This window comes from Aequorivita aquimaris, assembly GCF_001573155.1.
GTDB lineage: Bacteria > Bacteroidota > Bacteroidia > Flavobacteriales > Flavobacteriaceae > Aequorivita > Aequorivita aquimaris.
This window is the reverse complement of sequence record NZ_JRWG01000007.1, coordinates 97,500-122,728: the sequence shown is the minus strand read 5'-3', so window position 1 is coordinate 122,728 and position 25,229 is coordinate 97,500. Positions and strand designations below refer to the sequence as shown.

Below are 25,229 nucleotides of genomic sequence, written 5' to 3'. Positions count from 1 at the left end.
CCCCCGCCCCCACGGCATAAAGCCCACGAACTAAAGCCTACCGTCTATTAAAATCTTTTCCTTACTTTTAAACCCAAATTAATGTCCCCGTGAAGACCCAACCTTTAGTTTCCATAATAATCCCCACCTACAACCGCGCCCATCTTATTGGCGAAACGCTGGATTCTGTTCTGGCGCAGACCTATCAAAACTGGGAGTGTATTGTGGTGGATGATGGGAGTACTGACCAAACCGATGAACTAATGGCGGGGTATATGGTTAAGGATTCACGCTTTCGGTATTACCACCGGCCTAAAGATCGATTGCCCGGGGGAAATGCGGCTCGCAACTACGGTATTGAAAACTCTAGAGGAAGCTATATAACATTTTTAGATTCTGATGATTACATTGCTCCTTTTGCAATAGAAGATAAACTTAAATATGCAAATGGAATTTTTGACTGTGTTATAACGGGACACACTAGAACAAAAGAAACTCTATCTGCATCTACCAAGATTATTGATGAAGCAAGAGAATCTTATTATGATGAAAAAATTATTCTCACTCAACCACCAGTTTATATGGGGGATGCTTTTTTAGAAAGATCTTTTGTGGGAGAACATCGCTTTGATGAAGATTTACTGCGAGGACAAGACCATGTTTTTTTCGTCGAATTGTTTCGCAAGAAAGGGAACTATAGAAGAATTGATGGTATCCATTATTTATATAATGTAACTCCAAGCAGCATTACCAAAAAGGTGGCAGGCGGAAACAAAAAATACTTAAAAGCACAACTTACTGTAGGGGAAAAAATGATTAATGAGTATGCGCATAATCCCCTCATTGTAGATGGCTATAAAAGGAAATCTAGAAATTTATATAAACAATTTATTATGAGAAAACAGTATGGAAGAATATTTAGTAATTTTAACCATTTCCGGAATGCTTTCAATTTATCTCCACTTTTATTCTCTTATTTCTTAGTGATAAATATCCTAACTAACCGTGGATTTGACAGAATGAAACACAAACTTTATGACATTAACGAAAAATAAAGGTTGCTAATTGAAATTCATTTATAAGACTAATGGATAATATTTACTAATGACTGATTTTGAAAAGACCTTAATAAATAAAATTACTCAATCGAAGGGTAATAATTTTGGAATAGAAAATTTTGACGAAGATAGATTTGGGTCATACTCAAGCAGAAAAGTTTCAAAAGGAATAGCAAAAAAATTGCCTGCCGGTTTTATACCGAAGGTAAAAACAATTATAAAGACTATAGTTTTTAGTCGCTCGAAAACGGTTAAAGAAAGGGCCATTGATTTTATAAATGAATATTCTGAGCAATATGAAAAACTTTGGGATGCATTAAACAACAATAATAGAGAGCTTCTTGTTAGCCTAATTGCATATCGTATAATGGGTTTCCAGAAAGTGAAATTGGCACGAAATGACAGAAACTATTGGGAAGCACTTCAAACAGCCAGTACACTGTTAGATGAATCGGACTCTTTTGACCCCAAATTTCTACACTTTCTACTAACGAAATTTGATCTTAAGGAAATTGGATATGATGTGAATCTTTATTTCACAGCCCTTGGTGTTGCGACAGATTTTATAATTGAACAATATGCATATAAGGAGAATGATGAATATATTGTTGCAGCAGAAGAGGGGGACGTTGTATTTGATTTAGGCGCGTGTTGGGGAGATACAGCCTTATATTTTGCTGATAGAGTTGGAGAAAAAGGTAAGGTTTATTCCTTTGAATTTATTCCTGGTAATATAGCATTATTCAATAAAAATATCCACTTAAATCCTAATATTGAATCACGGATTCATTTAATAACAAATCCTATATCAAATAAATCACACGAGTTGGTATACTTTAAGGATAATGGTCCCGCTAGTAAAGTATCAATGAAACCATTTGAAAAGCAAACAGGGGAGGCCCACACTATAAGTCTCGATGACTTTGTAGAGATTAATAATATTGAAAAAGTAGATTTCATTAAAATGGATATCGAAGGTGCTGAGACAGCTGCGTTGGAGGGTGCACTAAATACCATACGTAAATTTCGGCCCAAACTTGCTATTGCCATTTATCACAGTAGGAGAGATCTTGTGCTTATTCCCAATTGGATTATTGACTTAAAACTTGACTATGAGATTTTTTTAGGTCATTATACTATTCATTCAGAAGAAACTATTTGTTTTGCAAAACCAAGAATCAATAAATAATGATTAACGTAACCAAAACCTTCTTACCCCCACAAGAGGAATATAACGCTATTCTAAAAAGGGCTTGGTATGCTGGTTGGATAACAAACCGGGGGGCGTTAGTTGTGGAATTGGAGGAAAAGCTAAAAGATTATTTGAAGGTTCCCAATATTATTGCAACTACTAATGGCACTTTACCATTGCAGATTGCTATTAAGGCTTTGGGTTTATCGGGCGAAATAATTACTACCCCCTTTAGTTATGTAGCCACCACTAGCACCCTTGTGTGGGAAGGTTGTATCCCCGTATTTGTAGACATCCATCCCAAATATTTGACCATAGATGAGACTAAGATTGAAGCGGCCATCACCCCAAAAACCACCGCTATATTAGCAACCCATGTTTTCGGGAACCCTTGTGCAGTTGAAGAGATTGAAATTATTGCTAAAAAGCACAACCTAAAAATTATATATGATGCCGCCCATTGTTTTGGAGTAACCTATAAGAAGAAAAGCATTTTTGAGTATGGCGATATAAGTACCTGTAGCTTTCACGCTACTAAAGTTTTTCATACCGGGGAAGGCGGAGCATTATTTACGGACTCTGATGAGCTAAACGATAAATTATTTTATCACCATAATTTTGGGCATTATGGGCCAGAGGTTTTTCAGGGAATTGGCATCAATGCCAAAATGAGTGAATTACAGGCAGCTATGGGGCTGGCGGTATTCCCATATATGAAAACGATTTTAGAGACAAGAAAAGGAGTAGTGGAGTTATATAAAAACAATTTGAAAAGTTTGGGAGTCTTAAAGTTAAGGAAAGGAACGCAATGGAACTACTCCTATTATCCCGTGCTATTTGACAATGAAACACAATTACTTTCTATTCAGAAATTATTGAACAAAGAAGGAGTTTTTCCACGACGTTATTTTTACCCCAGTTTAAACTTATTGCCTTACGCAGATAAAAAACCTTGCCCTATTTCAGAAAACATTTCTTTACGTGTGCTTTGTCTTCCTTTATTCCACGATCTTGATGATAATAACGTTTTGAAAATATGTAATATCATAAATAGAGGATTATGAAAATTGCAATTATGCAACCATATCTATTTCCCTATCTGGGGTATTTCCAGCTAATAAATGCCGTGGATACATGTGTTTTCTATGACGATGTTAACTTTATAAAGGGGGGGTGGATTCATCGAAATAGGATTCTGTTAAACAATAATGGGTTTCTATTTACAGTTCCATTATTGAACCCCAGTTCTTTTAAATTAATAAAAGACACTGATATAAATATGAAACTCTTTTTTAAATGGAGAGAAAAGTTTTTCAAATCTGTTGAACAGAGTTACAAAAAAGCACCGTTTTTTGAGGAAACTTTTCATTTAGTGAAAAGAGTATTAGAAGGTGAACAGACTACTATTGCTAAAATTGCAATGGAAAGCATTAAGGAAATTTCTAATTATCTGGCCCTAAAGACGCAGTTTGAAGTTAGTTCTATGGAATATTCAAATTCTATCGGTTATGAAAAGGCTGAAAGACTTATAGCTATATGTAAGAAAAAAGGGAGTAACCATTATATAAATCCTTCGGGTGGTAAAGCGTTATATGAAAAAAATACATTTAAGAAGGAAGGCATTACACTTTCCTTTATTAAAAATGAGTTAATACCTTACAACCAATTTGGAAATCCATTTGTAAAAGGGCTTTCCATGATTGATGTTTTGATGTTTAATGAAAAGAGTAGAATTTCTGATATGTTAAATGAATATGAATTATTATGAGATCAGAATTGTTTAATTTAATAAAAAAATATAATTATCCCGAAAAAGGTTTGTTGATTCAATCAGATTTAATTGAATATGTAGACAAAATTTTGAAGAACGCCACAATACTAACTTACCAACAAAATGGTCTTAAAGCGTTCATTGCTTTTTATTGTAACGATATAATTAATTATAATGCCTATCTGAGTCTAATACTGTTAGATGAAGAAGTAAAGGGGAAAGGAGTCGGGAAATTTTTACTGAGTACTTCTATTAAGATTTTAAAGAAAAAAGGGTTTAAAAACTATGGATTGGAAGTATTAAAAAATAACGATAAGGCTATAAAACTATATCAAAGTTCTGGCTTTGAAATTGTGAATGAAAATCATCTATTCTACAAAATGACAAAATTAATATGAGTAAAAAAGTCACAGTTTCGGTGATAATGATTACTTATAATCAGGCTGCTTATATAGAAGAAGCTATTAATGGGATTATTATCCAAGATTGTGATTTTAATGTTGAATTGATAATAGCGAATGATTATTCGCCGGATAAAACGGATGAAATAGTTAAAGAACTATTATTAAGATTAATTATTCCTCCCAATATCAAACTTAAATACATTAATCATAATGTAAACAAGTTACCTAATCCAAATTACCTTTGGGCACTTGGCGAAGCTCAAGGGAAATATATAGCAAATTGCGAAGGCGACGACTACTGGACAGACCCCTCAAAACTGCAGAAACAGGTAGATTTTTTAGAAAATAATCCAGAATATGCCGCGTGTTTTACAAATATTGATCTGCTTAGAGACGGACAGATATATCCCGCAGTCCTTAAAGAAAAGCATAAACAAAATTTTGACGCTAAAACTATATTAGATGGATTTTGGATACCTACACTCACGGTAATATTTCGTGCAGAATCCCTCCCTAAACCCCTGCCAAAACAGTTTCATAAGGTCGCTAATGGAGATGTTTTTTTATTTCATATTTTAGCTCAGGCTGGGAAAATCGGTTATCTAGATTTTGTTAGCGGGGTATATCGACAACATACTGAAGGTGTTTGGACGGGAAGTAACCTAATAGATCAAATAAATAAACGGATAATGACTCTTGAACTTTTAAAAGATTATTTTAAAGTTGAATTAGGAATGGTAAAAGTCTTTGATAATCACATTATGAATAATAGACGCAGAATGGTAGAGTATTACTGGAAAAATAGGAAAATGCGTTTATTAATAAATGAATACATCAGGTTTTCAAAAGAATATCCTTTGGATTCATATAGACTGTTATTTTCGAATATTATGAAAAAAATATTAAAAATATATAATACCAATAATTGAAATCGATTCTACTAATAATCCCTTATTTCGGAAAATGGCCCCTGTGGTTTGAAGCTTTCTTAGTTTCGGTAGCAGCAAACCCCACAATAAAGTGGCTTTGTCCTACGGATTGCCCAATTCCCCAGCAATATCCAGAGAACATACAGTTTTTGCCCACCACCTTAGGCCAACTGAATATTCATGTGAACAAGGTAGTGGGAGCCAAGGTACCCCTGAACCCACGGAAGTTTTGTGACCTTAAGCCGGCCTATGGTGAAATTTTTGAAAATGAGGTGAATGGCCATGATTTTTGGGGCATCTGCGACATGGATATTGTCTGGGGTGATATTCGGAAGTTTGTAACCCCACAAATACTTTCCACCTACAGTATTATCAGCAGCAGAAAGGAAAACATCTCGGGCCACTTCACGCTTTTTAGAAATAACCCTGCTATAAATAGGCTATATAAACAATTGCCCGATTATAAAAACTTGTTTGAAGTACCCGAATTTAGGTGGACCGATGAGGTGGTCCTGTCCGATTATCTTCAAAAACACAATGACGGAAAAGATTTGGGAATTAATGTATATTGGCCTTCCGTACTTTGCAACCAAGAGCGCGGCCGCGACTCCCACCAAGAATATTATCTGGACCGCTGGCGCTGGCAGGATGGCAAAATGCTGAATACCAAAACAGGGGAGGAGGTCATGTACCTCCACTTCATCAACTGGAAGCGCACCATGCGCGCTAGTGAAATAAAATATGCCGATAACCCAAAGCAGTTTTATATCAGTTATAATAGGATGCATTATAAGCGCCATTCCAATTTTGAACAAAGATGGAATGGGATTACTAATTTATTTAATGGTTATCAAAGAAGAGAATATAGAAGGATTAAAAAGAAAAAAGCCGCAAGTTTAATTAAACGTATAAAAAGAAAGATTAATATAAATTAGCAATGCTTTTATTTACTCACATAGAAAAATGCGCCGGCACTTCCTTTAATGAAGTTTTATCATTGACTTACCCTCGTTATTTCCATGTGACAAAAAATCAATATGGAGGGAACGAAACTCGGAATGACCTAACTTTTAACCAATATAAAAAAATTATACGCTATTTTCCTTCGGGAATAGGAGGTCATAGTGTTCGTCCTTATTTAGATTTTCTACCACCTTCAAATAGAATTACTTTTCTTAGAAATCCGTTAGAAAGATATCTTTCTCAATATAACCACATGTTAGAAAGGGGATGGATAACATCTATTGATGATTTTTTGAACAAAAGTTTCTATAACAACTTTATGACAAAGAAAATTGCAGGAACAAATGATTTTAGATTAGCACAGAAACTTCTCTCCGATTTCGTATTTATTGGTAATTCAAATGAGTATAATAAATCATTAAATTATCTTCAAGATGTTTTAGATGTAAAATTAATAGGTAGCATTGAACGAAAAAATCAAAGAAAATATACAACCAATTATCTTAGTTTTTCTGATTTATCAACCACGCAAAAATTGAGGGCAGAAGAGAATAACCATTTAGATATTCAACTATATGACCAGTACATTTTACAAAATCCAGTAATTGGGAATTATAGTGATATAATAAGTTTAAGGCCTCCTTCAAAACTTAGAGTGAAAATTATGCATAAAGTAAATAAGTATAAAAAACATAATATTATAAATCCAATTAGGTTATCTTGAAATCCATCAGCCTCCTCCATCCCTTCACCCCCCAAGCCGCAGGCGTTGTGGAAAAAAGTGTAGCTGTCTATCACAGTCAGCCACACCTAAAGGCTCTGCAGTTGTTGGCCGAAGAAACCGGCCATAGCTGCCGGATGGAGTATTTTACCCCGCGCTGGTTCCAATATGGCTTCAAGACCCAAAAGGTGGACTATACCTTTTATCCGGTGGATTTTACCTGGAACGGCAACCATAAAAAGTGGAAAAAACAAAAGTCAAGCCCTTGTCTTCGGGCGTATAAGGCCCAAACACCCGATGTTACCATCATCAATATGTCCGGACATTCCAGTCCGTTTTCACACCAATTGGCGAAAACAATTTTGAAAAACAAAAAGCAGTACATCGCAATGTTGGGCGGACAGCACTATACCGACACCCCCGCCAATAGGGAATATTACAAAAACGCCAATCATATTCTGGTGCATACCCAGCTGCAAAAAAGGGAAATGGAACGCTTGGAACTTTTTAAGGGCTTGGATATCCGAGTGTTTCCCTTGGGCGTAGATTGTGAGGTCTTTTCACCTAAGAAAACAAAAAATAGTTCGCCCCAATTGTTGTACGTGGGAAGAATTGTGGAGTTGAAACGGATCCATTTGGCCATTGAGGCCATTCGTCTTTTAAAAAATAACGGCTTCCCAAAGGCGCATCTAAATATTATCGGACCCATTTTTTCCGAAGCCTATTTTCGCGAATTGAAGAATTTGGTAAAGGATTGTAATCTGGAACCCAACGTTAGCTTTTTGGGCCATAAACCCCATTCCGAGCTTCCGACCTATTTTCAGGAAGCCGACCTCTTCACCTTGCCCAGCGATAAAGAAACCTTCGGAATGGTAATGATAGAGGCCATGGCCTGTGGCACTCCTGTAGCCGGGATAGATTGTCCGGGAGGGCCTGCCGATGTTATTGTCCATTTAAAAAATGGCTTATTGTCCACCCCTGAAAATTATTGCAAAACGGTTTTAGACTATTTCCTGAATCCCGAGCAGGCAAAAAACATAGAAAGCAATGCCCGCAAAAAGGTTTTGGACGAATACAGCATTCAAGCTACCTTTAAGGTTTTAAGGGAATCTGTGCAATCGGCCCTTAAAGTTTGAATATGCCACGCTATACCGTCATCATCCACACCCCTCAGGAACTAAACCATTCCTCCTACATCCAAACCGGCCTTTTCGAGCTGGAGCAGCAAGGGCTACTATTGGTAAAGGTCCAGCTGTCCCTTAAAAAAAACCGCGGAACCCTTACGGTTGATGAAAAAGGAACGATTTCTAAAACCACACGCGCCCAGCCCAAAACTTCTTTTTACACCTTGATCGATACGGCTTCCAAAAAAAGAATGCACTTCGCCACCGATTTATACGACTTTGCCGAACACTTTTCGGAACCGGCCCTGCAACAATGCGATTTTTATTTTAAACGGAATTATGACGAGCGGTACGCCAGTGCATTACGGCCAATAGTAAAAGCTCAAATCCTTCCCTCGGGTTTAACTTTTAGGGTTGCCACTACCCACATATTAAAAGAGAACAAATTTAAAATTGGATTATTTTTAACAACAATTTTGGGAAATATAAAATTTGATCGCTTATTATTAAGAAGACTTATAAATGCTATAAATACCAGCATTCGTCATATAAAAAAATCAAGGGAAAACCGAATTATCGCCCGTTTTGAGACTTTTACACCCTTTTTAGGAGAAATTATTATGTTCCAGACCCGCTGTTTCCTGCATGAAAATACGGCAGACGCAAAACAGATCCATCTGCAACGCTACCGGTTGATTAAATTGCTCAGAAAGCATTTTCCCGAAAATTTTATGGGTGGCTTCATTCCTTCCAAAGTAGCCCGGGAAAACTATGGCGACGCCCTGACCAATGTGCCCACCGAACCGGAGGCCTATCTGGATGCGATGAAAAAGGCAAGGATTGTGGTCTATACCCGCGGGCTGGCAAATTCGCCCGCTTGGAAAATGGCGGAATACCTCTCCCAGGGAAAAGTGATAATCGCCGAACCGCTTACCACCGAATTGCCGGTACCGCTTACGGATGGCAAGGAGGTCTTGTATTTCCACAACGATGCGGAACTGATTGATAACATACAGCGCGTGTTGGCCGACCGCCACTTGGCGGATAGCCTCTCCAAAAACGCCCGTAGCTATTTTGAGGACTACGTACACCCTGTTAAAAATGTAAAGCGTATCTTGGAGCTGATGTTAAACAAACCCCTTTCGCAATCGTGAACGTTTTTTTGGTCCATCATCGCTCCAAGCACCACGCCGCCAATTCCGGTTACGGTAGGGTGGCGGACTATATGGATGCACAAGTAGTTTTTGGCAAAATCCGTTTTCCCTTTCGGCTGGCCAAAGTGTTGGCGCGGCTTCATTCCCAAAAAAAAGGGGAATACAATGCGGGAAGCGTGTTAAAGTCCGTGGAGCTCTACGGCTTGCTCCGTAAACATAAGGAAGAACAAAATGTAGTGCATTTTTTAAACGGCGAGCGCGACATCCGGCATCTGGACTTTTTCAAACGCCGCTTTCCGAATACGAAATTTGTGGCCACCTTCCACAAACCGCCGTCAATTTTACAAGAACGTATCCCCAACCCGGCGGCCCTGCGCCACTTGGACGGGGCCATAGGGGTGGGGGAAAACCAGATTGCATTTTTAAGGTCCCGGTTAGGCTTGGATAGGGTAGCCTATATTCCCCACGGGGTGGACACCCATTTCTTTAAACCCGACCCCACGGTTAAAAAACCCAACACCCTCCTGTTCGTGGGCCAGCACCTGCGCGATTTTGACACTTTTAATAAAACCGTGCCAACGCTTGCCGAGAAAGTAAAGGATTTAAAAGTAAACGTTGTGATCCATCCGGCCTATACCCATAAAATATTTCCCCATAAATGTATCACTATTTTTACGGAGGTAAAGGACGTACAGTTGCGGCATTTTTATCAGGAAGCCTCCTTGCTATTTTTACCCTTGTTGGACAGTACCGCCTGCAACTCGCTGTTGGAGGCAATGGCTTGTGGCCTTCCTATAATAACCAGTGCGGTAGGAGGGAATAGGGCATATTTGAGCGATACCGGAAATGTATTGATTGAAAACAAGAATGTTGAAAGGTTTATTAATGAAACAGTTGCAATCTTGCAGGATGAAGCACGTTTAGAGACACTGGGAAAGGCTTCAAGAGAAAAAGCCTTAGCGATGGAATGGCCAGCTATTGCAGCTGCTATTCAAGAATTTTATAATAAAATAAGTTGATGGAAGCTATTCCGAAAACTTTAAAAAATAGGCATCTCCGAATTTAGTTTTAAATCCACACCCATTATTAAACGGTTTGTAAAAGCAAAAGTCACTAAACAGTAAATTTATATTTTAGAGTTTAATGCTGTCTCCGCATTCCTGTATTTCAAAACCCTTCCTCGCTAATTAATAATAGCTTTTAAATTGAAGATCCCGAAAATTATTCACATCCTTTGAGTATGCTGCTCACTTTATCAGGGTGGCATACTAATTTACGCAATAGGTTAATATGTAAAGTTGAAAAACTATAAGCCTAATTTTTCAAAAGCGAATAGCATTTTATTCAATAAAAAATCTTAATTAAATCCGAGGATTTTAATAATATTTTAATTTAGTTTTATGCAAAATAAATGTAAAAATGCTTTCACCGACTTCAGACGATAACACCACTAAAAATAAACAACATTACGATAAGCGCTATGCGAAAATCGATATTAGCAAAATCCTTAAAATTGTCGAAAATGTTGATAAATATCTCGATGAAGTCACTGTTGTTGATACCTCATGGGTTTGTATGTATTCGAGAAATTTTAGAGAAGAGGTTAAAGGTAAAAAGATATTAGAATTGGGATGTGGTAATTGTTACAATGCTGCTGTAATGGCAGCTTTAGGAGCAGAAGTATATGCTAATGATATCTCTGATAAAAGTGGAGCTATAATAGAAGCCTTGAATGCAAAAACAAATTTTAAATACCCTATTAAATACCTTAAAGGCGATTTTCTTAAAATTGAATTATTGCCTAACGATTTTGATTTGGTAGTAGGAAAGGCTTTTTTACATCATTTAACTCATGAGCAAGAGAGCGAGTTTATGAAAAAAATTGTTGCGAGCTTAAAACCTGAAGGTGGCGCTCGCTTTGTGGAACCGGCAGTAAATAATTTGATTCTCGATAAACTGCGATGGATGATTCCTGTACCAGGGCGGCCATCTTCTCTAAACATCAAAAAATTTAAAGAATGGCAAGCCAATGATCCGCACCCCATTAGGGATAATAGTGGTAAACACTATAAAGCTTTAGGGAATAATAGTTTTAAAGAGGTTGCTATTGAGTCTGTAGGCTCTATTGAGCGCTTACACCGCCTTTTTCCTAATGTTAAATGGAACAGAAAATTTAGATTTCACGCCTTAAAATTTGAACGGTTGCTACCAAAATTTATACTAAATAAATTTGCACGAACGCAAACTATTATTTATAAATTTCCGCGCTAAATACAATATTAGATTATATAAATACATCAAAAATTCAAAAATTCCGTTAATTTTTTTTAAGTTATGTTTTAAGAATAAGCGGATTGTATTTTCGGAACTTTATTAAAGAATCTTTGAGAGATAGATGGATAAAACAATAGATGGAATAAGTGTAATTCTCTGCTGTTATAACAGCGCCAAGCGTTTGCCAGAGACTTTAGCACATTTAGCAAGGCAACAGTTCGTTTGTGGTCTTGATTGGGAATTGATATTGGTTAATAATAATTCCACTGATAATACTGCTTTATTAGCAGAAGAAATCTGGAGCTCTCTTGGCTCACCCACATTGCTTAAAATTATTGACCAGGTAAAATCCGGTTTATCCCACGCTCGAGAGAAAGGTATGCAGATGGCAAAATTTGATTTACTTTTATGGTGTGATGATGATAATTGGCTCTGCGACAACTATATTCAAACTGCTTATACTATCATGAAAGATAATCCGAGCATAGGTGCTTTGGGAGGATGGTGCGAAGCTGCTTTTGAAAAAGAAAAACCTGAGTGGTTTGATGCACAGGCCAAATACTTTGCAGTGTCAAAACAAGGCAGACAAAGTGGTGATATTACAAATAAAAAAGGTTGCGTTTATGGTGCGGGTATGGTATTGCGAAAATCACATTGGATAGAATTAAAAAAACAAGGGTTTAAGCATTTATTATCTGATCGGGTAGGAAAGAAATTAAGTTCAGGTGGAGACACAGAATATTGTTATGCCTTAAGGTTGATGGGTTATAAAATTTGGTTTAATGAGGGGTTATACTTTCAGCATTTTATGAGTAATGAACGATTACATTTAGAGTATGTATCCAGAATGCGTAAAGCTATGGCTCATTCTAATTTTGTGCTTTGGCCTTATCTGGATTTGTTACAAGAACAGGCAAGGAAAAGAGCAGATTTATTAAAGTACACATTTAGAGGAGGTGGTGTTAGACTACTTAAAAAGACTGCAGCCCTATTAATAGGTAATTATGACCAGCGGGAAGTTGCCAAACGTTATTTTAGACAACTGTATTATTGTTTATTTCAATATAAAACATACAAACGAAATTTGGAATTTTTAAGGAGTTGGATACCTTAATCAAACGTTTTAGATTTAACTCTTTAAACATGAGCAACTCTATAAAAAATATTGCATTTGTAGTGAAAAACTTTCCCACTGTATCTGAAACGTTTATTGTTAACCAGATTAATGGAGTTATAGATGCAGGGTATCAGGTGAGTTTGTTTGCTTATAATCGTGTAAATACAAAAGTTATTCATGAGAGTTTAAAACAGTACGACTTGTTAGGCAGGGTTCAGTATTTTAAAAAACCACCAGTGTCAAAGTTAACACGTCTTTTGGTTTTTTTTGGATGGACGCTTAAACATATTTTCAGAATACAATGGCACAGGTTTTTTAAAAGCCTCAATATTTTTAAATACGGGAAGGAAGCTTATACTTTAAAACTGTTTTATGAATCGCAATGGTTCTTGTTAAGTAATGATTTTGATTTAATTCACGCGCATTTTGGAATGAATGGCGAGCGGATTGCTTATTTAAAAGCACACGGTATCATTCCTAAATCGGTTAAAATTATAACTACGTTTCATGGATACGATTTGGAACCCAAAAATTTAGAAGAATATAGAACCACTTATGCCAACTTATTTAAGTATGCCGATGCTTTTACCGTGAACACTCCTTATTTAGAAGGACTATTACAACAAGTAAACTTTTGTAATAAACCGCATTATATTTTGCCTGTTGGGTTGGATACTCAGTTTTTTAAACGCACGAATTCAAAGCTTGACACAGGTTTTTTCGACTTGGTATTTTGTGGCAAGCTTATACCTTTAAAAGGAGCTGACGTAGCTATTGATGTGGTAAGGAAATTACATGATATTGGATATATATCGGTCCGTTTGCATCTAATTGGCGATGGTAAATTACGCGAGCAAATAAAGCTGGAGGTTTATGAGGCTCAATTAGAGGATTATGTTATATTGTATGGAGCGCTATCGCAAGAGGCCATCAAAGTTCGATTTGAGCAAGCAGATGTTCTAATCATGCCCGGCCGTTACGACTCCGAAGGACGTGCCGAAACCCAAGGTTTGGTAATACAGGAAGCACAGGCTATGGAGTTGCCAGTGATGGTTTCAGGCGTTGGGGGGATGAAATATGGATTAATCCACAATGAAAGTGGTTTTGTTGTTGAATCCGAAAATGTGGATGGTTTTGTAAAGGCGGTTGAGATGTTAATACTTGATTCACATTTAAAAGAGGAAATGGGTAAAAGCGGGAGGGTTTTTGTTGAGCGAAACTATGATAATGATATTTTAGGTGCTAAATTATTAGTCATCTATAAAACTACTTTGTACAAATAGAAATTACCTACATTAACTTTCTCTTTATGTTTCCCGCTATTTTCCTTCCAAATTCATTTGAATATATTTTATTGAATAAGGCTAACTTAGCGAGATTCAGATACATATATTCTGTATTTTCTATTAGTTGTGTAATTCGCTTTGCCATTATTTCGTATAATTGATTATCTGCGTTATTATAATGGTTAATGGCAGCAATTGTTTTATCATCAATTTTATCAACCATTGGTCTATTAATTGTTTTATTTTTAACCATATAATATGGTGTTGACCAATGATAAAGATTTTGAAGCAAAATCAAACATTCATTATATTTTTCAGTGATACCCACAAATGAAAAATGTTTTTCAATATTTTCTAAAGCCTTTTCAAGCATTAGTTCTTCTTTATCATCAATACCACTAATCCATCTTACTTGACAATTATTTAAATCTATACTTTCCACTTGAGTGACAAAATCATATAATGTCATTTTATTATCTGTAATAGTTTTATATAACTTATTATTTGGTTTTCGTAAAACATAGTAATAAAATGATGGAATTCGATCTGCTGGTTTGCGAAGGAATGTTATATACTTTGTGTTTTCATTCATATATTCATGCAAGCCAAATAAAGTATGACCTTTCACCAAGTTAATTTTCGCTCTGTCATGAGCAGGCATGTTAACAAAAACTCGCTCATTTGTTTCTGAATTTGTAACAGATTCAATAGTAAATGTGCTGTCTTTTGAATATAATCTATTTAAAATTGAGTGGAATGTTGTCCCGCCATTTTTTGGTAAGTGGAGAAAAATTAGGTTATTGTTCATAAAAATTATAGCGTTGGATTCTAAACAGTATTTTATAAAAGCTAAATAAAAATAAGAAGTAAATATAAATTTAAAAATTTTTATTGTTTTGATATTTTAAGACTTTATATTGCAATTTAATTTTAGGTTGGCTAATCTATTTATTAGAGCAGTAGCTAGTGGTCTAGCATTATTTTAGTCTATTTATTACCTAATGAAAGAAGGCCAATGTCAATCAGTATAATCACCCCGCACTATAACGGACCTGATGGGTTGTTACAGGTTTATAAGTGTTTGTTAGCCCAGACTGAGGCTACTTGGCAATGGGTAATAGTTGACGATTTATCAGAACTAAGTATTCGCAAGAAAATTCAAGACTGGCACGAAGATATAGAGGACGATCGGGTAAAATTAATATTCAATACACATAAGAGAAATGCTTCGGTTTGCCGAAACATAGGAGTAGATTTTGCTTTATACAACCATATTGTTTTTTTGGATGATGACGATATTATTTCATCCAATTTTGTAGCCAATCGTCTAATTAAGTTTCAAGATTTTGCAGTTTTTCAAAATTATTCTATTATAGATAAACACGGAAATATTGAAATAAAAAAGCCTCTTGAAACAAGATATTTAAACTGTTTTTTACAAGCCAAATTTATTTGGCAAACTTCATGTATTCTTTGGAATCGTTCCTTTTTTAATTCCATTGGCCAGTTTCATTCTCAGCTGCCAAGGCTGCAAGATGTGGAGTTAGCTATTCGTGCATTACAACAGAGTTCAGACTATTTGGTTTTAGACAATACAGTTGATTTTTATTATAATGTAATACCTATTCGTGAACGGCAAAACATGCTGAAACCTGTTTGTGAGGCGGTCCATTTGTTTATTTCTGAACTACTAAATACTTCGAGTTTAAATAAGGAACAAATTTCTTTGTTATCTGGGTATTATTATTTGTGTGTGAAGTATTTGGAACGTTCAGGCAGTCTTGAGAATGTGGATTTAGTACAAAGGAACCTTATGCTGTTTTATAAAAAAGGGTATATTGGATTATTGAAGTGTATTTTTGGTCTTACAGTTTTAAAACTGTTTGTTTGGAAAATGCTTTCGCCAAGCTTGTTTTTACGAATTAATCGACGAATTTTTAAACCTTCGGGTACGTAATAATTCAAATGTCTAATGAAAACAATTAAAACCCCAATAATTCCAATTACAAAGACCTTTGCAAATGTTAAAGGGAAACACGAATTACATTTAGAGGCCATCTGTGTTTTTTCGGCAATTGGTTTCTTTTTGGACACAGATACTTATTGGAGAGATAAAATTATACTTTCACCTGGATCTGAATCTATTATAGATGATGAATCTTTTTTGGTGAGCTCTAAAAAATGGTTTGAATGGCACTCTGCTCCACGGGAAATTAGTTTTGAGAATACTCTAAAGGAATTTTCCGAACTCTTTGAGTCTATTATAGAGAAACAAACAACCGGTCAAAAAGTAGTTTTACCTTTATCGGGCGGGCTCGATAGTAGAACACAAGCGGTGGCATTGAGAAATCATCCCAATTTGAATACGTACAGTTATTCTTTTGATGGGGGTTATAATGAGAGTAAGATTGCAAAAAAAATTGCCGATTCTTGTCAATTTCCGTTTCAATCGTTTACCATTCAAAGGGGGTATTTATGGAATGTTATAGAAGAATTGGCTTCTATAAATGAGTGTTATTCCGAATTTACGCATCCTCGTCAGATGGCATTTATTGATGAATACTGCGCAATGGGCGACATTTTTTCGTTAGGACACATGGGCGATTTAATGTTTGATTCCTTTGGATTTCCCCAATTGTCTTTTGAGGAAGAAGTGCAAAAAGCTATTCAACTGCTTATTAAAAAGGGTGGTTTTGAATTGGCAACTGTATTATGGGCTGCTTGGGGTTTGAAAGGTTCCTTTGAAAGTTATTTTGAGTCCCGAATAAGAGCGTTATTAAAGGAAATTAAAATTGAAAATACAAATGCTAAATTACGGGCATTTAAAACGCAATTTTCTGTTGCAAGATGGTCTTCTAATAATTTATCTGTTTTTGAGAAAGTGTTGCCTGTTACATTGCCCTATTATGATTCTAGGATGTGTGAATTTATTTGTACCATTCCGGAGAACTATTTATCAAACAGACAGTTGCAAATTGCCTATATTAAAAAAAATGCTCCTGATTTAGCAAAAATCACCTGGCATGGGCAAAAACCGTTTAATTTAAATAATTATCATTTCAATAAGCCGCCATTTAATATCCCTTATAGAGTAACAGATAAGATTATACGTGAATTTAATGGCTTTATTGGAAAACCACATATCTCTAGGAATTGGGAATTGCAATTTGTTGGAGCGGAAAATGATAAACACTTAAAGAAATGGTTGTTTGAATCTAAACTAATGGAACTTGTACCGAAAGAAATTATCCAACTTTTCTATGATAATTTTAAAGAAAAGAACGCAGTTACTTATTCCCACCCAGTAAGTATGTTATTAACATTAGCCTTGTTTCAAGAGAAGTTTAATGCATAGGTTTAAATTTCATTCTATAAGTGTATACTTCCGGTTTAGGAGCTTGCTGTACAAGATTTGGGTCATTTTTAATGATTATACTCTGTTGCTGATTTCCTAATAGAATGGCCTTTTCAAATTTCTATCTCAAAAACCCCAGGGCTTTACTACATTTTAAATCATTGTTGTCAGATAAAATTGAAACGAATCTGTTAAACTCAAATAAATAAATGTTTTGCTATTTCTGATTAAGGAACTTACTTATAATTAGTATATATAACCAAAACCGAACCTTCGTTTTAACTATTAGTAGTTTTAAATATTTAATTTTCAGTGATTTTCGATTTAAGTCTTAGATCTTTGTTCTTTCAGCGTAGCGGTCTTATCTCTTTGTCCGACAGTATTGATTTAAAATTTTATATTTATTAAATTCCATTACTATAAAATTAGGGTCAAAAGTGTTTATAGATGGCATGAAAATTATTGCAAATAGAAACTTTCTAAGTATAGAATAACCTTATATTTATGGGCAGAAATATGATACAAAAGAAAATAAAAATATTATATACTATTCCTAATTTTGATACTGCCGGAAGTGGGAAGGTTGTATATGATTTGATTAATAATTTGGATCGAACAATTTTTGAACCAGAGATTTGTTGTTTTCATACTAAAGGTTCCTTCATGGAAGAGATTGAAAAACTACAGGTGAAAATCCATGTATTTCCATTTGCCATTAACTATAGACCCTTTTTTTCCTTTCCATTTCGATTGTTGAAAATAATTTTGTTTTTTAAAAATCATCAGTTTGATATCATACATTCTTGGCATTGGAGTTCAGATTTTTCAGAACCTTTAGCCGCCAAATTAGCTGGAATCCCTTGGATATATACTAAAAAAGCTATGGGGTGGGGGAATAAGGCATGGAAATGGAGAAGTGCTTTAAGCGCAAAGATAATTACCATTAATGATGATATGAAGTCATTCTTTGAGGATAGGATGCCTGATAAAATAGAGGCAATACCCTTGGGGGTCGATACACATTATTATGTTCCTCGATTAAAAAATGAGAATACATTATTGGAAGAATTAACAATTGATAAAAATGATTTTATAATTATTTCTGTAGTGAATCTAATTCCAAAAAAAGGGATCGAGATTTTAATAAAAGCTATTATTGAACTGAACAACCCCCAAATTAAACTTTATATAGTTGGAAATAATACAGGCGAATATGCACAAGGACTGCTAGAATTGACAAAGGGAAACCTAAACATCAAATTTTTAGGAAAGAAAATGGATGTTCGACCCTATCATGCCATAGCCGATTTATTTGTTATCCCAACCTTGGAATTAGCTGAAGGTTTACCCATCGCACCTTTAGAGGCTATGGCTTCAGGAAATATTGTAATTGGTTCGAATGTTAGCGGAATTAAGGATATCTTAGAACCTTTTCCTAGCTATTTATTTGAAACTAATAATGTAGAAAGCCTAAAGGCAGCTATTTTGAGAATTTTGAATATGAGTTTAGAAGAACGTGTTCAGTTAGCAAAAGATATGAGAACTCATGTAGAGAACGAATTTTCATTAGAACATTTTATTAAAATGAATTCTAAACTTTATAAGAAAATCTTGAAACGGGAATAATTTTTATTCCATTTGAAATATTGCTATTATAAATTTTTATAAGTAGGATCCATTTTCTAACCAAAACAATATAGTTTTCTACAAAAAGAAATCTTGAGCAAAAGGATTAAAATAGCTATCTATTCCGGTATAGTACCCAGTACAACGTTTATTGAACGATTGTCTCGGGGATTGGCTGCTACAGGTAGCCAGGTTTTTATTTTTGGTTTAAAAAAAGGAAGCGTTCCTTCTCTTCCAAATAGTACCTATATCACATATTCTAATAAGTTAAGTAAGTTGCTTCTATTAATTAGATACACTTTTTTGTTGTTTTTAATAAAACCGAAAGAAAAACGAAAGCTTGATAAGATTATCTCTAGGAGTAAAAAAAGACAATTAGTACTGAGGCTTAAATATTATCCCGTGTTATATCATTGCCCCGATGTTTTTCATCTTCAATGGGCCAAGAGTATAGAAGATTGGATTTGGGTGCAACAATTTGGAATGAAATTGATTATAAGTTTACGAGGTGCCCATATTAATTATTCTCCTTTGGCTGACTCCAAAATAGCTAAAACATATAAGGCCTTATTTCCCAAAGTAGATGGCTTTCACGCCGTTTCAAAGGCCATCTCTTTGGAAGCTATGAAATATAATGCAGCGTTGCATAAAATTAACGTGGTGTATAGCGGTTTAGAATTAGAAAAAATGCCATTTCAATTAAAAATAGTGGAGGTAAATACACCTTTAAAAATTCTTTCAATAGGAAGGGCCCATTGGAAAAAGGGCTACACATACGCTTTAAATAGTGCCTATTTTCTTAAAGTGGCGGGAGTAAATTTTCAATATACCATTGTTGGGGTTGGAACAGATGAAGAACTTATTTATCATCGGTCGCAATTAGAATTAGAAAATGAAGTTTTATTTTTGGAAAAATTGTCTTTTGAAGAGGTGATAGTATCTATACGACAAGCTGACGTTTTATTACTTCCTAGTGTGGAGGAGGGTATTGCAAATGTTGTGCTTGAAGCAATGGCCTTGGGAACCCTAGTGATTTCTACTAATTGTGGTGGCATGAATGAAGTAATTGTTGATAATGAGAATGGTTTTTTAGTGCCAATACGAAATGCTGAAGCTATGGCATCAGCATTAAAGAGGATATCAGAACTCCCTTTGCCTACGTATCAAAAGATTGCAACAAGTGCAAGAAATACAATTGAAGATCAGCATAATCACAAAAGGATGATAGTGGAAATGCTGGATTTATATCAAAAAGTTTTAATTACCGAGCAATGAGAATAGGTTTAGTTTTACCATCCCCCCCCGCCTATTCAGAAACTTTTTTTACCAATAAAATTAAAGGTCTCGAAGCCCATGGGCATACAGTTGTTGTTTTTGTAAATAATTCAAAAAAAGGAACATTTAATACTACAAAATGTAAAGTTGCTCCTAAACTTAGCGGGAGTTTATTAACGGTAGGCTCTATAAGTATATTTACATTAGTTTACTCATTAGTATTTCATTTCAATAAAAGTAAACGATTGTTTTTATTGGATAGAGAAGATGGGCTGGGAGTTATTCAAAGGATTAAAAATGTTATTGGCAATAGCCATATTATTGCTGAACCACTAGATTGGTTGCACTTTGGGTTTGGAACCATGGTATTTAACCGAGAGAATGTGGCTAAGGCTATTGGAGCAAAGATGGCAGTAAGTTTTCGAGGATTTGATATAGGAGTTTATCCTTTAAAAAACCCAGGATGTTATTTAAGACTTTGGGATAAAGTGAATAAAATTCATGTGATTTCCAATGATATTAGAGCTTTACTTTATACTCATGGATATAATGGAAAGGCTGAAATTATAAAAATAACTCCTGCAATTGATACTTTCTATTTTAAAAAAGAAGATTGCCAATTACCTTCCGTTAAAAATAGTTTTATTACAGTTGCCCGTTTGCATTGGAAAAAAGGATTAGAATATACTTTAGAGGCTTTTGCTCTTTTAAAAAAAGAGGGTATCGATTTTCATTATACTATCATTGGAGAGGGTGAAGAATATGAGCGATTGAAATTTGCAGTATATCAATTGGATCTTCTTGATTATATAACTTTTACCGGGAAAATCAAACACGAAAAAATTAAAGATGAATTAAATAATTCTAATATTTATATTCAATATAGTATTCAAGAAGGCTTTTGTAATGCGGTATTAGAGGCACAGGCAATGGGGAAACTTTGTATCGTCAGTGATGCGGAAGGCTTGTCTGAAAATATTCTCGATAACGAAACAGGCTGGGTAGTGCCTAAATATGCTCCAAATATGCTAGCAGAAAGAATCCAAAAAGTAATAGAATTGGATTCTGAACATAAGAAAAGAATAGCTCATAACGCTCAAAGGCGCGTGAGAGAGAAGTTCAATATAGAAAATCAACAAAAGAAGTTTGTTGATTTTTATACATAAAAAATATTGATACTATCCGCCTGAGATGGAAACTAATCCCGAGACTGAGATCAATGTCAATTCAAGTGTTTATTACTTTTGCGAAGCGAAAGGAAAAATAAGCTTTGCTGAGCGTTGTCGAGGTGCCGAAGTTTATCAACAATCAGATAGACTAACGGTTTAATATCCAGAAATATTTTAATTATTAAAATAGAACTCTACTGCCCAAAAATCTAGTATTACATCAACTGTCGCGGATTGCTATTTCAGCATAACATTATAGACTGGAAAAAGCACATGGTGTTGCTACTGACAAAGTGTGATGCCAAGTAGAAAAAAAAGTAAAAGATTTTCAGTAGGCATTATCTAAGAATGATTTAATAGATTTACAGAAATCAAACAAATTTATATGATACAAGATAATGACTTTAGAAGTTTGTTAAGAATTTTTAAATGGTAGGTAGTATTATAAGGAAGTTCTACGTCTGGATACCTAAAGGAGCGCAAAAAATTCTTGGAAAGTCCAAAATATTAAGACCTATCCGCGATTTAATTTTGCGTCCCAAAGGTGCATTTAGAGAAACCTCCGTGTGGGTGAAAAAAATGTATTTGGACTATAAAGTATCCTTTAAATTTTACGCCTCGTTAAAAGTGGCTTCAAAGGCGGAAAAAGCTGGTATTGAAAACACCTTGCTTCGTAATGCAATTACTCTGGTAAAAAGAAGCCCGTGGTTAAATGATACTATCGTGGTCCTGGATGTTGGAGCCAATTTTGGATATTTGAGTTTGGTATGGGCGCAAACAATTGCCCGAAATGGGAAGGTTATAGCGTTCGAACCTAATTTAAATGTCCACAACAGTTTTAAAAACTCCATTCAGGCCAATAACTTGGGAAGTCTTATTGATTTGCACAACCTTGCTGTGGGGAGGGAGGAAGGAAATATACAATTATATTTAAGCCCTACTACTTCAAATACCATTGATCCCGAATCTAAAAATATACACAGTACCAGTATTGAAATGGTCTCTCTCGATATTTTCTTCAAGAGAAATGGCATGGAACATTGTCATTTGGTTAAAATTGATGTGGACGGAATAGAAGTGGATATTTTGAAGGGAGCCGTTCAGTTAATTGAAAGGTGCAAACCAATTTTTATTGTAGAAACAAATGGAAATAAACAAATTCTCGATTTTTTTAGTCAGTATAATTATCAGATACTCGACATGGAATTGAAGACATTCCACATTGGAAATCAACTTCCAGAAAATATTTTTTGTATTCCAAAAACTACATAATGCTTTTTCAATTTCTAAAATACCTTCAACCCACCCACTATTTTCAGTTATATCGAAAAGACGGAACTTCTATTTTTCCAAAGTATATTCAACTTTCTGAAGAAATTTTAGCACAACTACAGCCAGAACCAAATTTCAAAAGTGAAAAAGCAAGCGAATACGATCTCTCTTGGCAGGCGGTTAATAAAGGATATATAGGAAATGCAGAGGTTTATACTTCCTTTGAAAAGGTTCCCCTCGTGGACGAATACCGTTTCCTGCGGAAATACTTCCATCCGGTCTGGGTTTTCTATGTTTTGATGTTGCGGCTCTTTTCTTTTAAAAATCCGTTACGTGAAATTATTGCTTGGAAAAAGAGTAGCGATGTAAAAAGAAGTAATTATCAACTGCATCCTATTATATATTCAGAATGGTATTCTTTTCAGTCATCTTTGGTGTCCCAAAATCCTTTGGTGAGTATCGTTATTCCCACTCTTAATCGTTATGAATATTTAAAGGATGTTCTGGAGGATTTGGAAAAACAGGAGTACACCAATTTTGAGGTAATCATAGTAGATCAATCCACTCCGTTTCAGGCAGATTTCTACAAAAAGTTTAATTTAGAAATTCAACTTGTACAACAAACCGAACGGGCGCTTTGGTTGGCGCGAAACCACGCCATTGAAATTTCAAAAGGGGAATACATTCTCCTTTTTGATGATGACAGTAGGGTAGAACCCAATTGGATTACCAATCACCTTAAGTGTCTCGATTTTTTTAAAGCTGAAATTTCCTCTGGCATTTCCATTTCTGCCGTCGGTGCTGAAGTCCCGAAGAATTATTCCTACTTTAGAATTTCAGATCAAATAGATACAGGTAACGTTCTCATACGAAAGCAGGTTTTTAAAGAGATTGGTCTTTTCGACCGTCAATTTGAAAAACAGCGCATGGGCGATGGTGAGTTTGGTTTAAGAGCCTATTTAAGCGGGTTTAGAAATATTTCAAATCCCTATGCCGGAAGAATACACTTAAAGGTAGGTTCTGGCGGCTTACGTGAAATGGGAAGTTGGGACGCCTTCCGTCCCAAAAAACTCTTTGCCCCACGGCCCATCCCCAGCGTGCTGTATCTCTATCGAAAATACTTTGGCAGAAAAAGATCCTTATTGGCCATTTTAAGAAGCGTGCCCCAATCCATAATCCCTTACCGCTATAAGAAAAACAAAAAAATGTTGGCCTTGGGGATGCTAATCTCCCTATTTTTGTTTCCATTCGTACTTTTGCAAGTCTATATTTCTTGGAGATTGGCGACAAAGAAGTTAAGGGAAGGGGCAATGATTGAAGAACTAAGTACCGATTCTTAACCGCAGAGGCGCAGAGGGCGCAAAGATATAGATGCCCTTAATTTTTTACTCTGCGTGCTCTGCGTCTCTGCGGTAAAAAAATACACGTATTAATAATGATTTTCAAACCCTAAATTTAATGCCTAAAATCCTTATACTCACCTCCGAATTTCCTCCCCAACCCGGCGGCATTGGCAATCACGCCTATAATTTGGCGAAAGGTTTGCAGGATAATGGATTTGAAATTCAGTTGGTATGCGATGCCCGGTCAGCCAATGGTGAGGCTGAAAAAATTTTCGATAAAAATCTTTCTTTTGAAGTAATCAGAATTGTACGAAAAAAAATAATTTTTCGCAGCTACCTTAACCGTATCGCCACTGCTTTTTCCCTGCTTCGCCACAACGAGCTTATAATTTGTTCTGGTAAGTTTTCACTTTGGCTAGGCGCCTTCCTCACTTTTTTCTCTAAAAATAAATTTATAGCCATCATTCACGGCAGTGAAGTGCAATTATCCAATAAAATACTTAGAAAGCTAACAGACCGCTCCTTAAAACGTTTTAATAAGGTAATTGCTGTAAGCAACTATACCAAATCCTTGATTTCTCATTTATCATTTAAGGAAATTGAAGTTGTTCCGAATGGATTCGAAATACAACTTCCGGTTATTGTTGCAACTAAAAATGACCCCGTTCCTGTGTTGATAACCGTTGGCAATGTAACCCAGCGTAAGGGGCAGCAAAATATTATAAACGCTTTACCACTTCTTTTAAAAAAGTATCCCGATCTCAAATATCATATAGTCGGCATTCCAACTGACAGGGATAGATTGGAGAAATTAGCTCTAAATTTAGGAGTAGAGGAGGCCGTGGTTTTCTTTGGAAAAGTTTCGGAAAAAGAAAAAATAGAATTGCTGCAGCAAGCCGATGTTTTTGTTATGTTGAGCGAAACCACAAAGTCAGGTGATGCAGAAGGCTTTGGAATTGCCATTTTGGAAGCCAACGAGATAGGAATACCCGCAATCGGATCTTTAGGCTGTGGCATTGAAGACGCAATAGACAATGGGGTTTCCGGCAAGTTGATTAACCCCAAGGACCCGAATGAATTTGCTGATGCATTGGAAGAAATATTAAACAATTATGAAACCTATTCCCAAAATGCAATAACCTGGTCCCAGGATTTTAAGTGGGATAAAGTGATTAAGTTATATTTGGATATTTTAAAATGAAGGAAACAAGAATAGA

At 35.4% G+C, this 25,229-nt stretch carries 23 protein-coding genes; 22 read left to right on the top strand and 1 reads right to left on the bottom strand.

What is annotated here, in order from left to right:
* Window positions 1-89: 89 nt before the first annotated feature.
* From LS48_RS11865 to LS48_RS11800, 14 genes are all read left to right on the top strand, one after another.
* Window positions 90-1,034 carry a glycosyltransferase family 2 protein gene (locus LS48_RS11865; protein WP_062622731.1) on the top strand — a complete coding sequence of 315 codons (945 nt, stop codon included), beginning with the start codon at window positions 90-92 and terminating at the stop codon, window positions 1,032-1,034.
* A 49-nt stretch (window positions 1,035-1,083) separates the two neighbouring features.
* Entirely contained in the window at window positions 1,084-2,226 is a 1,143-nt protein-coding gene (locus LS48_RS11860) for an FkbM family methyltransferase (protein WP_062622730.1), read from the top strand.
* Window positions 2,226-3,293: a DegT/DnrJ/EryC1/StrS family aminotransferase gene (locus tag LS48_RS11855; RefSeq protein WP_062622729.1), complete on the top strand. Its 1,068-nt coding sequence runs from the start codon at window positions 2,226-2,228 to the stop codon at window positions 3,291-3,293. The genes LS48_RS11860 and LS48_RS11855 overlap by 1 nt, the downstream gene beginning before the upstream one ends.
* The gene (locus tag LS48_RS11850; RefSeq protein WP_062622728.1) at window positions 3,290-3,997 is read left to right on the top strand and encodes a WbqC family protein; all 708 of its coding nucleotides are present in this window, start codon (window positions 3,290-3,292) and stop codon (window positions 3,995-3,997) included. The genes LS48_RS11855 and LS48_RS11850 overlap by 4 nt, the downstream gene beginning before the upstream one ends.
* The gene (locus LS48_RS11845) at window positions 3,994-4,398 is read left to right on the top strand and encodes a GNAT family N-acetyltransferase (RefSeq protein WP_062622727.1); all 405 of its coding nucleotides are present in this window, start codon (window positions 3,994-3,996) and stop codon (window positions 4,396-4,398) included. Before LS48_RS11850 ends, LS48_RS11845 begins: the two co-directional genes overlap by 4 nt.
* Window positions 4,395-5,333, top strand: coding sequence for a glycosyltransferase family 2 protein (locus LS48_RS11840; protein WP_062622726.1), 939 nt, complete (start codon window positions 4,395-4,397; stop codon window positions 5,331-5,333). The genes LS48_RS11845 and LS48_RS11840 overlap by 4 nt, the downstream gene beginning before the upstream one ends.
* On the top strand, window positions 5,330-6,268 hold the full coding sequence (locus LS48_RS11835; protein WP_062622725.1) for a DUF6625 family protein: 939 nt from the start codon (window positions 5,330-5,332) through the stop codon (window positions 6,266-6,268). Before LS48_RS11840 ends, LS48_RS11835 begins: the two co-directional genes overlap by 4 nt.
* 2 nt (window positions 6,269-6,270) lie before the next feature.
* A complete protein-coding gene (locus tag LS48_RS11830) occupies window positions 6,271-7,020 on the top strand; it encodes a sulfotransferase family 2 domain-containing protein (RefSeq protein ID WP_062622724.1) in 750 nt (249 codons plus the stop codon).
* Window positions 7,017-8,153, top strand: coding sequence for a glycosyltransferase family 4 protein (locus tag LS48_RS11825; RefSeq protein ID WP_062622723.1), 1,137 nt, complete (start codon window positions 7,017-7,019; stop codon window positions 8,151-8,153). The genes LS48_RS11830 and LS48_RS11825 overlap by 4 nt, the downstream gene beginning before the upstream one ends.
* Window positions 8,154-8,155: 2 nt before the next feature.
* Complete coding sequence (locus tag LS48_RS11820) at window positions 8,156-9,295, top strand: glycosyltransferase (RefSeq protein ID WP_062622722.1); 1,140 nt, start codon at window positions 8,156-8,158, stop codon at window positions 9,293-9,295.
* Window positions 9,292-10,314, top strand: coding sequence for a glycosyltransferase family 4 protein (locus LS48_RS11815; RefSeq protein ID WP_062622721.1), 1,023 nt, complete (start codon window positions 9,292-9,294; stop codon window positions 10,312-10,314). The genes LS48_RS11820 and LS48_RS11815 overlap by 4 nt, the downstream gene beginning before the upstream one ends.
* Window positions 10,315-10,714: 400 nt before the next feature.
* Window positions 10,715-11,566 (top strand): class I SAM-dependent methyltransferase, encoded by an 852-nt coding sequence (locus LS48_RS11810; RefSeq protein WP_062622720.1) that lies wholly within the window; start codon window positions 10,715-10,717, stop codon window positions 11,564-11,566.
* Between the two features lie 124 nt (window positions 11,567-11,690).
* Window positions 11,691-12,683, top strand: coding sequence for a glycosyltransferase (locus LS48_RS11805; protein ID WP_062622719.1), 993 nt, complete (start codon window positions 11,691-11,693; stop codon window positions 12,681-12,683).
* A gap of 29 nt (window positions 12,684-12,712) precedes the next feature.
* A complete protein-coding gene (locus LS48_RS11800) occupies window positions 12,713-13,969 on the top strand; it encodes a glycosyltransferase (protein ID WP_062622718.1) in 1,257 nt (418 codons plus the stop codon).
* 7 nt (window positions 13,970-13,976) lie between these two features.
* On the opposite strand, the gene LS48_RS11795 is transcribed toward LS48_RS11800, so the two are convergent.
* Entirely contained in the window at window positions 13,977-14,780 is an 804-nt protein-coding gene (locus tag LS48_RS11795; RefSeq protein ID WP_076692467.1) for a sulfotransferase family 2 domain-containing protein, read from the bottom strand.
* A gap of 207 nt (window positions 14,781-14,987) precedes the next feature.
* On the opposite strand from LS48_RS11795, the gene LS48_RS11785 reads away from it, so the two are divergent.
* The 8 genes from LS48_RS11785 (at window position 14,988) to LS48_RS11750 (ending at window position 25,213) form a co-directional block, all read left to right on the top strand.
* Window positions 14,988-15,929: a glycosyltransferase family 2 protein gene (locus LS48_RS11785; RefSeq protein WP_062622715.1), complete on the top strand. Its 942-nt coding sequence runs from the start codon at window positions 14,988-14,990 to the stop codon at window positions 15,927-15,929.
* Between the two features lie 15 nt (window positions 15,930-15,944).
* The gene (locus LS48_RS11780; protein WP_062622714.1) at window positions 15,945-17,327 is read left to right on the top strand and encodes an asparagine synthase-related protein; all 1,383 of its coding nucleotides are present in this window, start codon (window positions 15,945-15,947) and stop codon (window positions 17,325-17,327) included.
* A gap of 516 nt (window positions 17,328-17,843) precedes the next feature.
* Window positions 17,844-18,953 (top strand): glycosyltransferase, encoded by a 1,110-nt coding sequence (locus LS48_RS11775; RefSeq protein WP_078056432.1) that lies wholly within the window; start codon window positions 17,844-17,846, stop codon window positions 18,951-18,953.
* A gap of 93 nt (window positions 18,954-19,046) precedes the next feature.
* Window positions 19,047-20,228: a glycosyltransferase family 4 protein gene (locus tag LS48_RS11770; protein ID WP_131807723.1), complete on the top strand. Its 1,182-nt coding sequence runs from the start codon at window positions 19,047-19,049 to the stop codon at window positions 20,226-20,228.
* On the top strand, window positions 20,225-21,394 hold the full coding sequence (locus tag LS48_RS11765) for a glycosyltransferase family 4 protein (RefSeq protein ID WP_062622712.1): 1,170 nt from the start codon (window positions 20,225-20,227) through the stop codon (window positions 21,392-21,394). The genes LS48_RS11770 and LS48_RS11765 overlap by 4 nt, the downstream gene beginning before the upstream one ends.
* A gap of 582 nt (window positions 21,395-21,976) precedes the next feature.
* Window positions 21,977-22,669: an FkbM family methyltransferase gene (locus tag LS48_RS11760; RefSeq protein ID WP_235811032.1), complete on the top strand. Its 693-nt coding sequence runs from the start codon at window positions 21,977-21,979 to the stop codon at window positions 22,667-22,669.
* Entirely contained in the window at window positions 22,669-24,009 is a 1,341-nt protein-coding gene (locus tag LS48_RS11755; RefSeq protein WP_062622710.1) for a glycosyltransferase family 2 protein, read from the top strand. Before LS48_RS11760 ends, LS48_RS11755 begins: the two co-directional genes overlap by 1 nt.
* Before the next feature lie 118 nt (window positions 24,010-24,127).
* Window positions 24,128-25,213: a glycosyltransferase family 4 protein gene (locus LS48_RS11750; protein WP_062622709.1), complete on the top strand. Its 1,086-nt coding sequence runs from the start codon at window positions 24,128-24,130 to the stop codon at window positions 25,211-25,213.
* The last annotated feature ends 16 nt before the right edge of the window (window positions 25,214-25,229 follow it).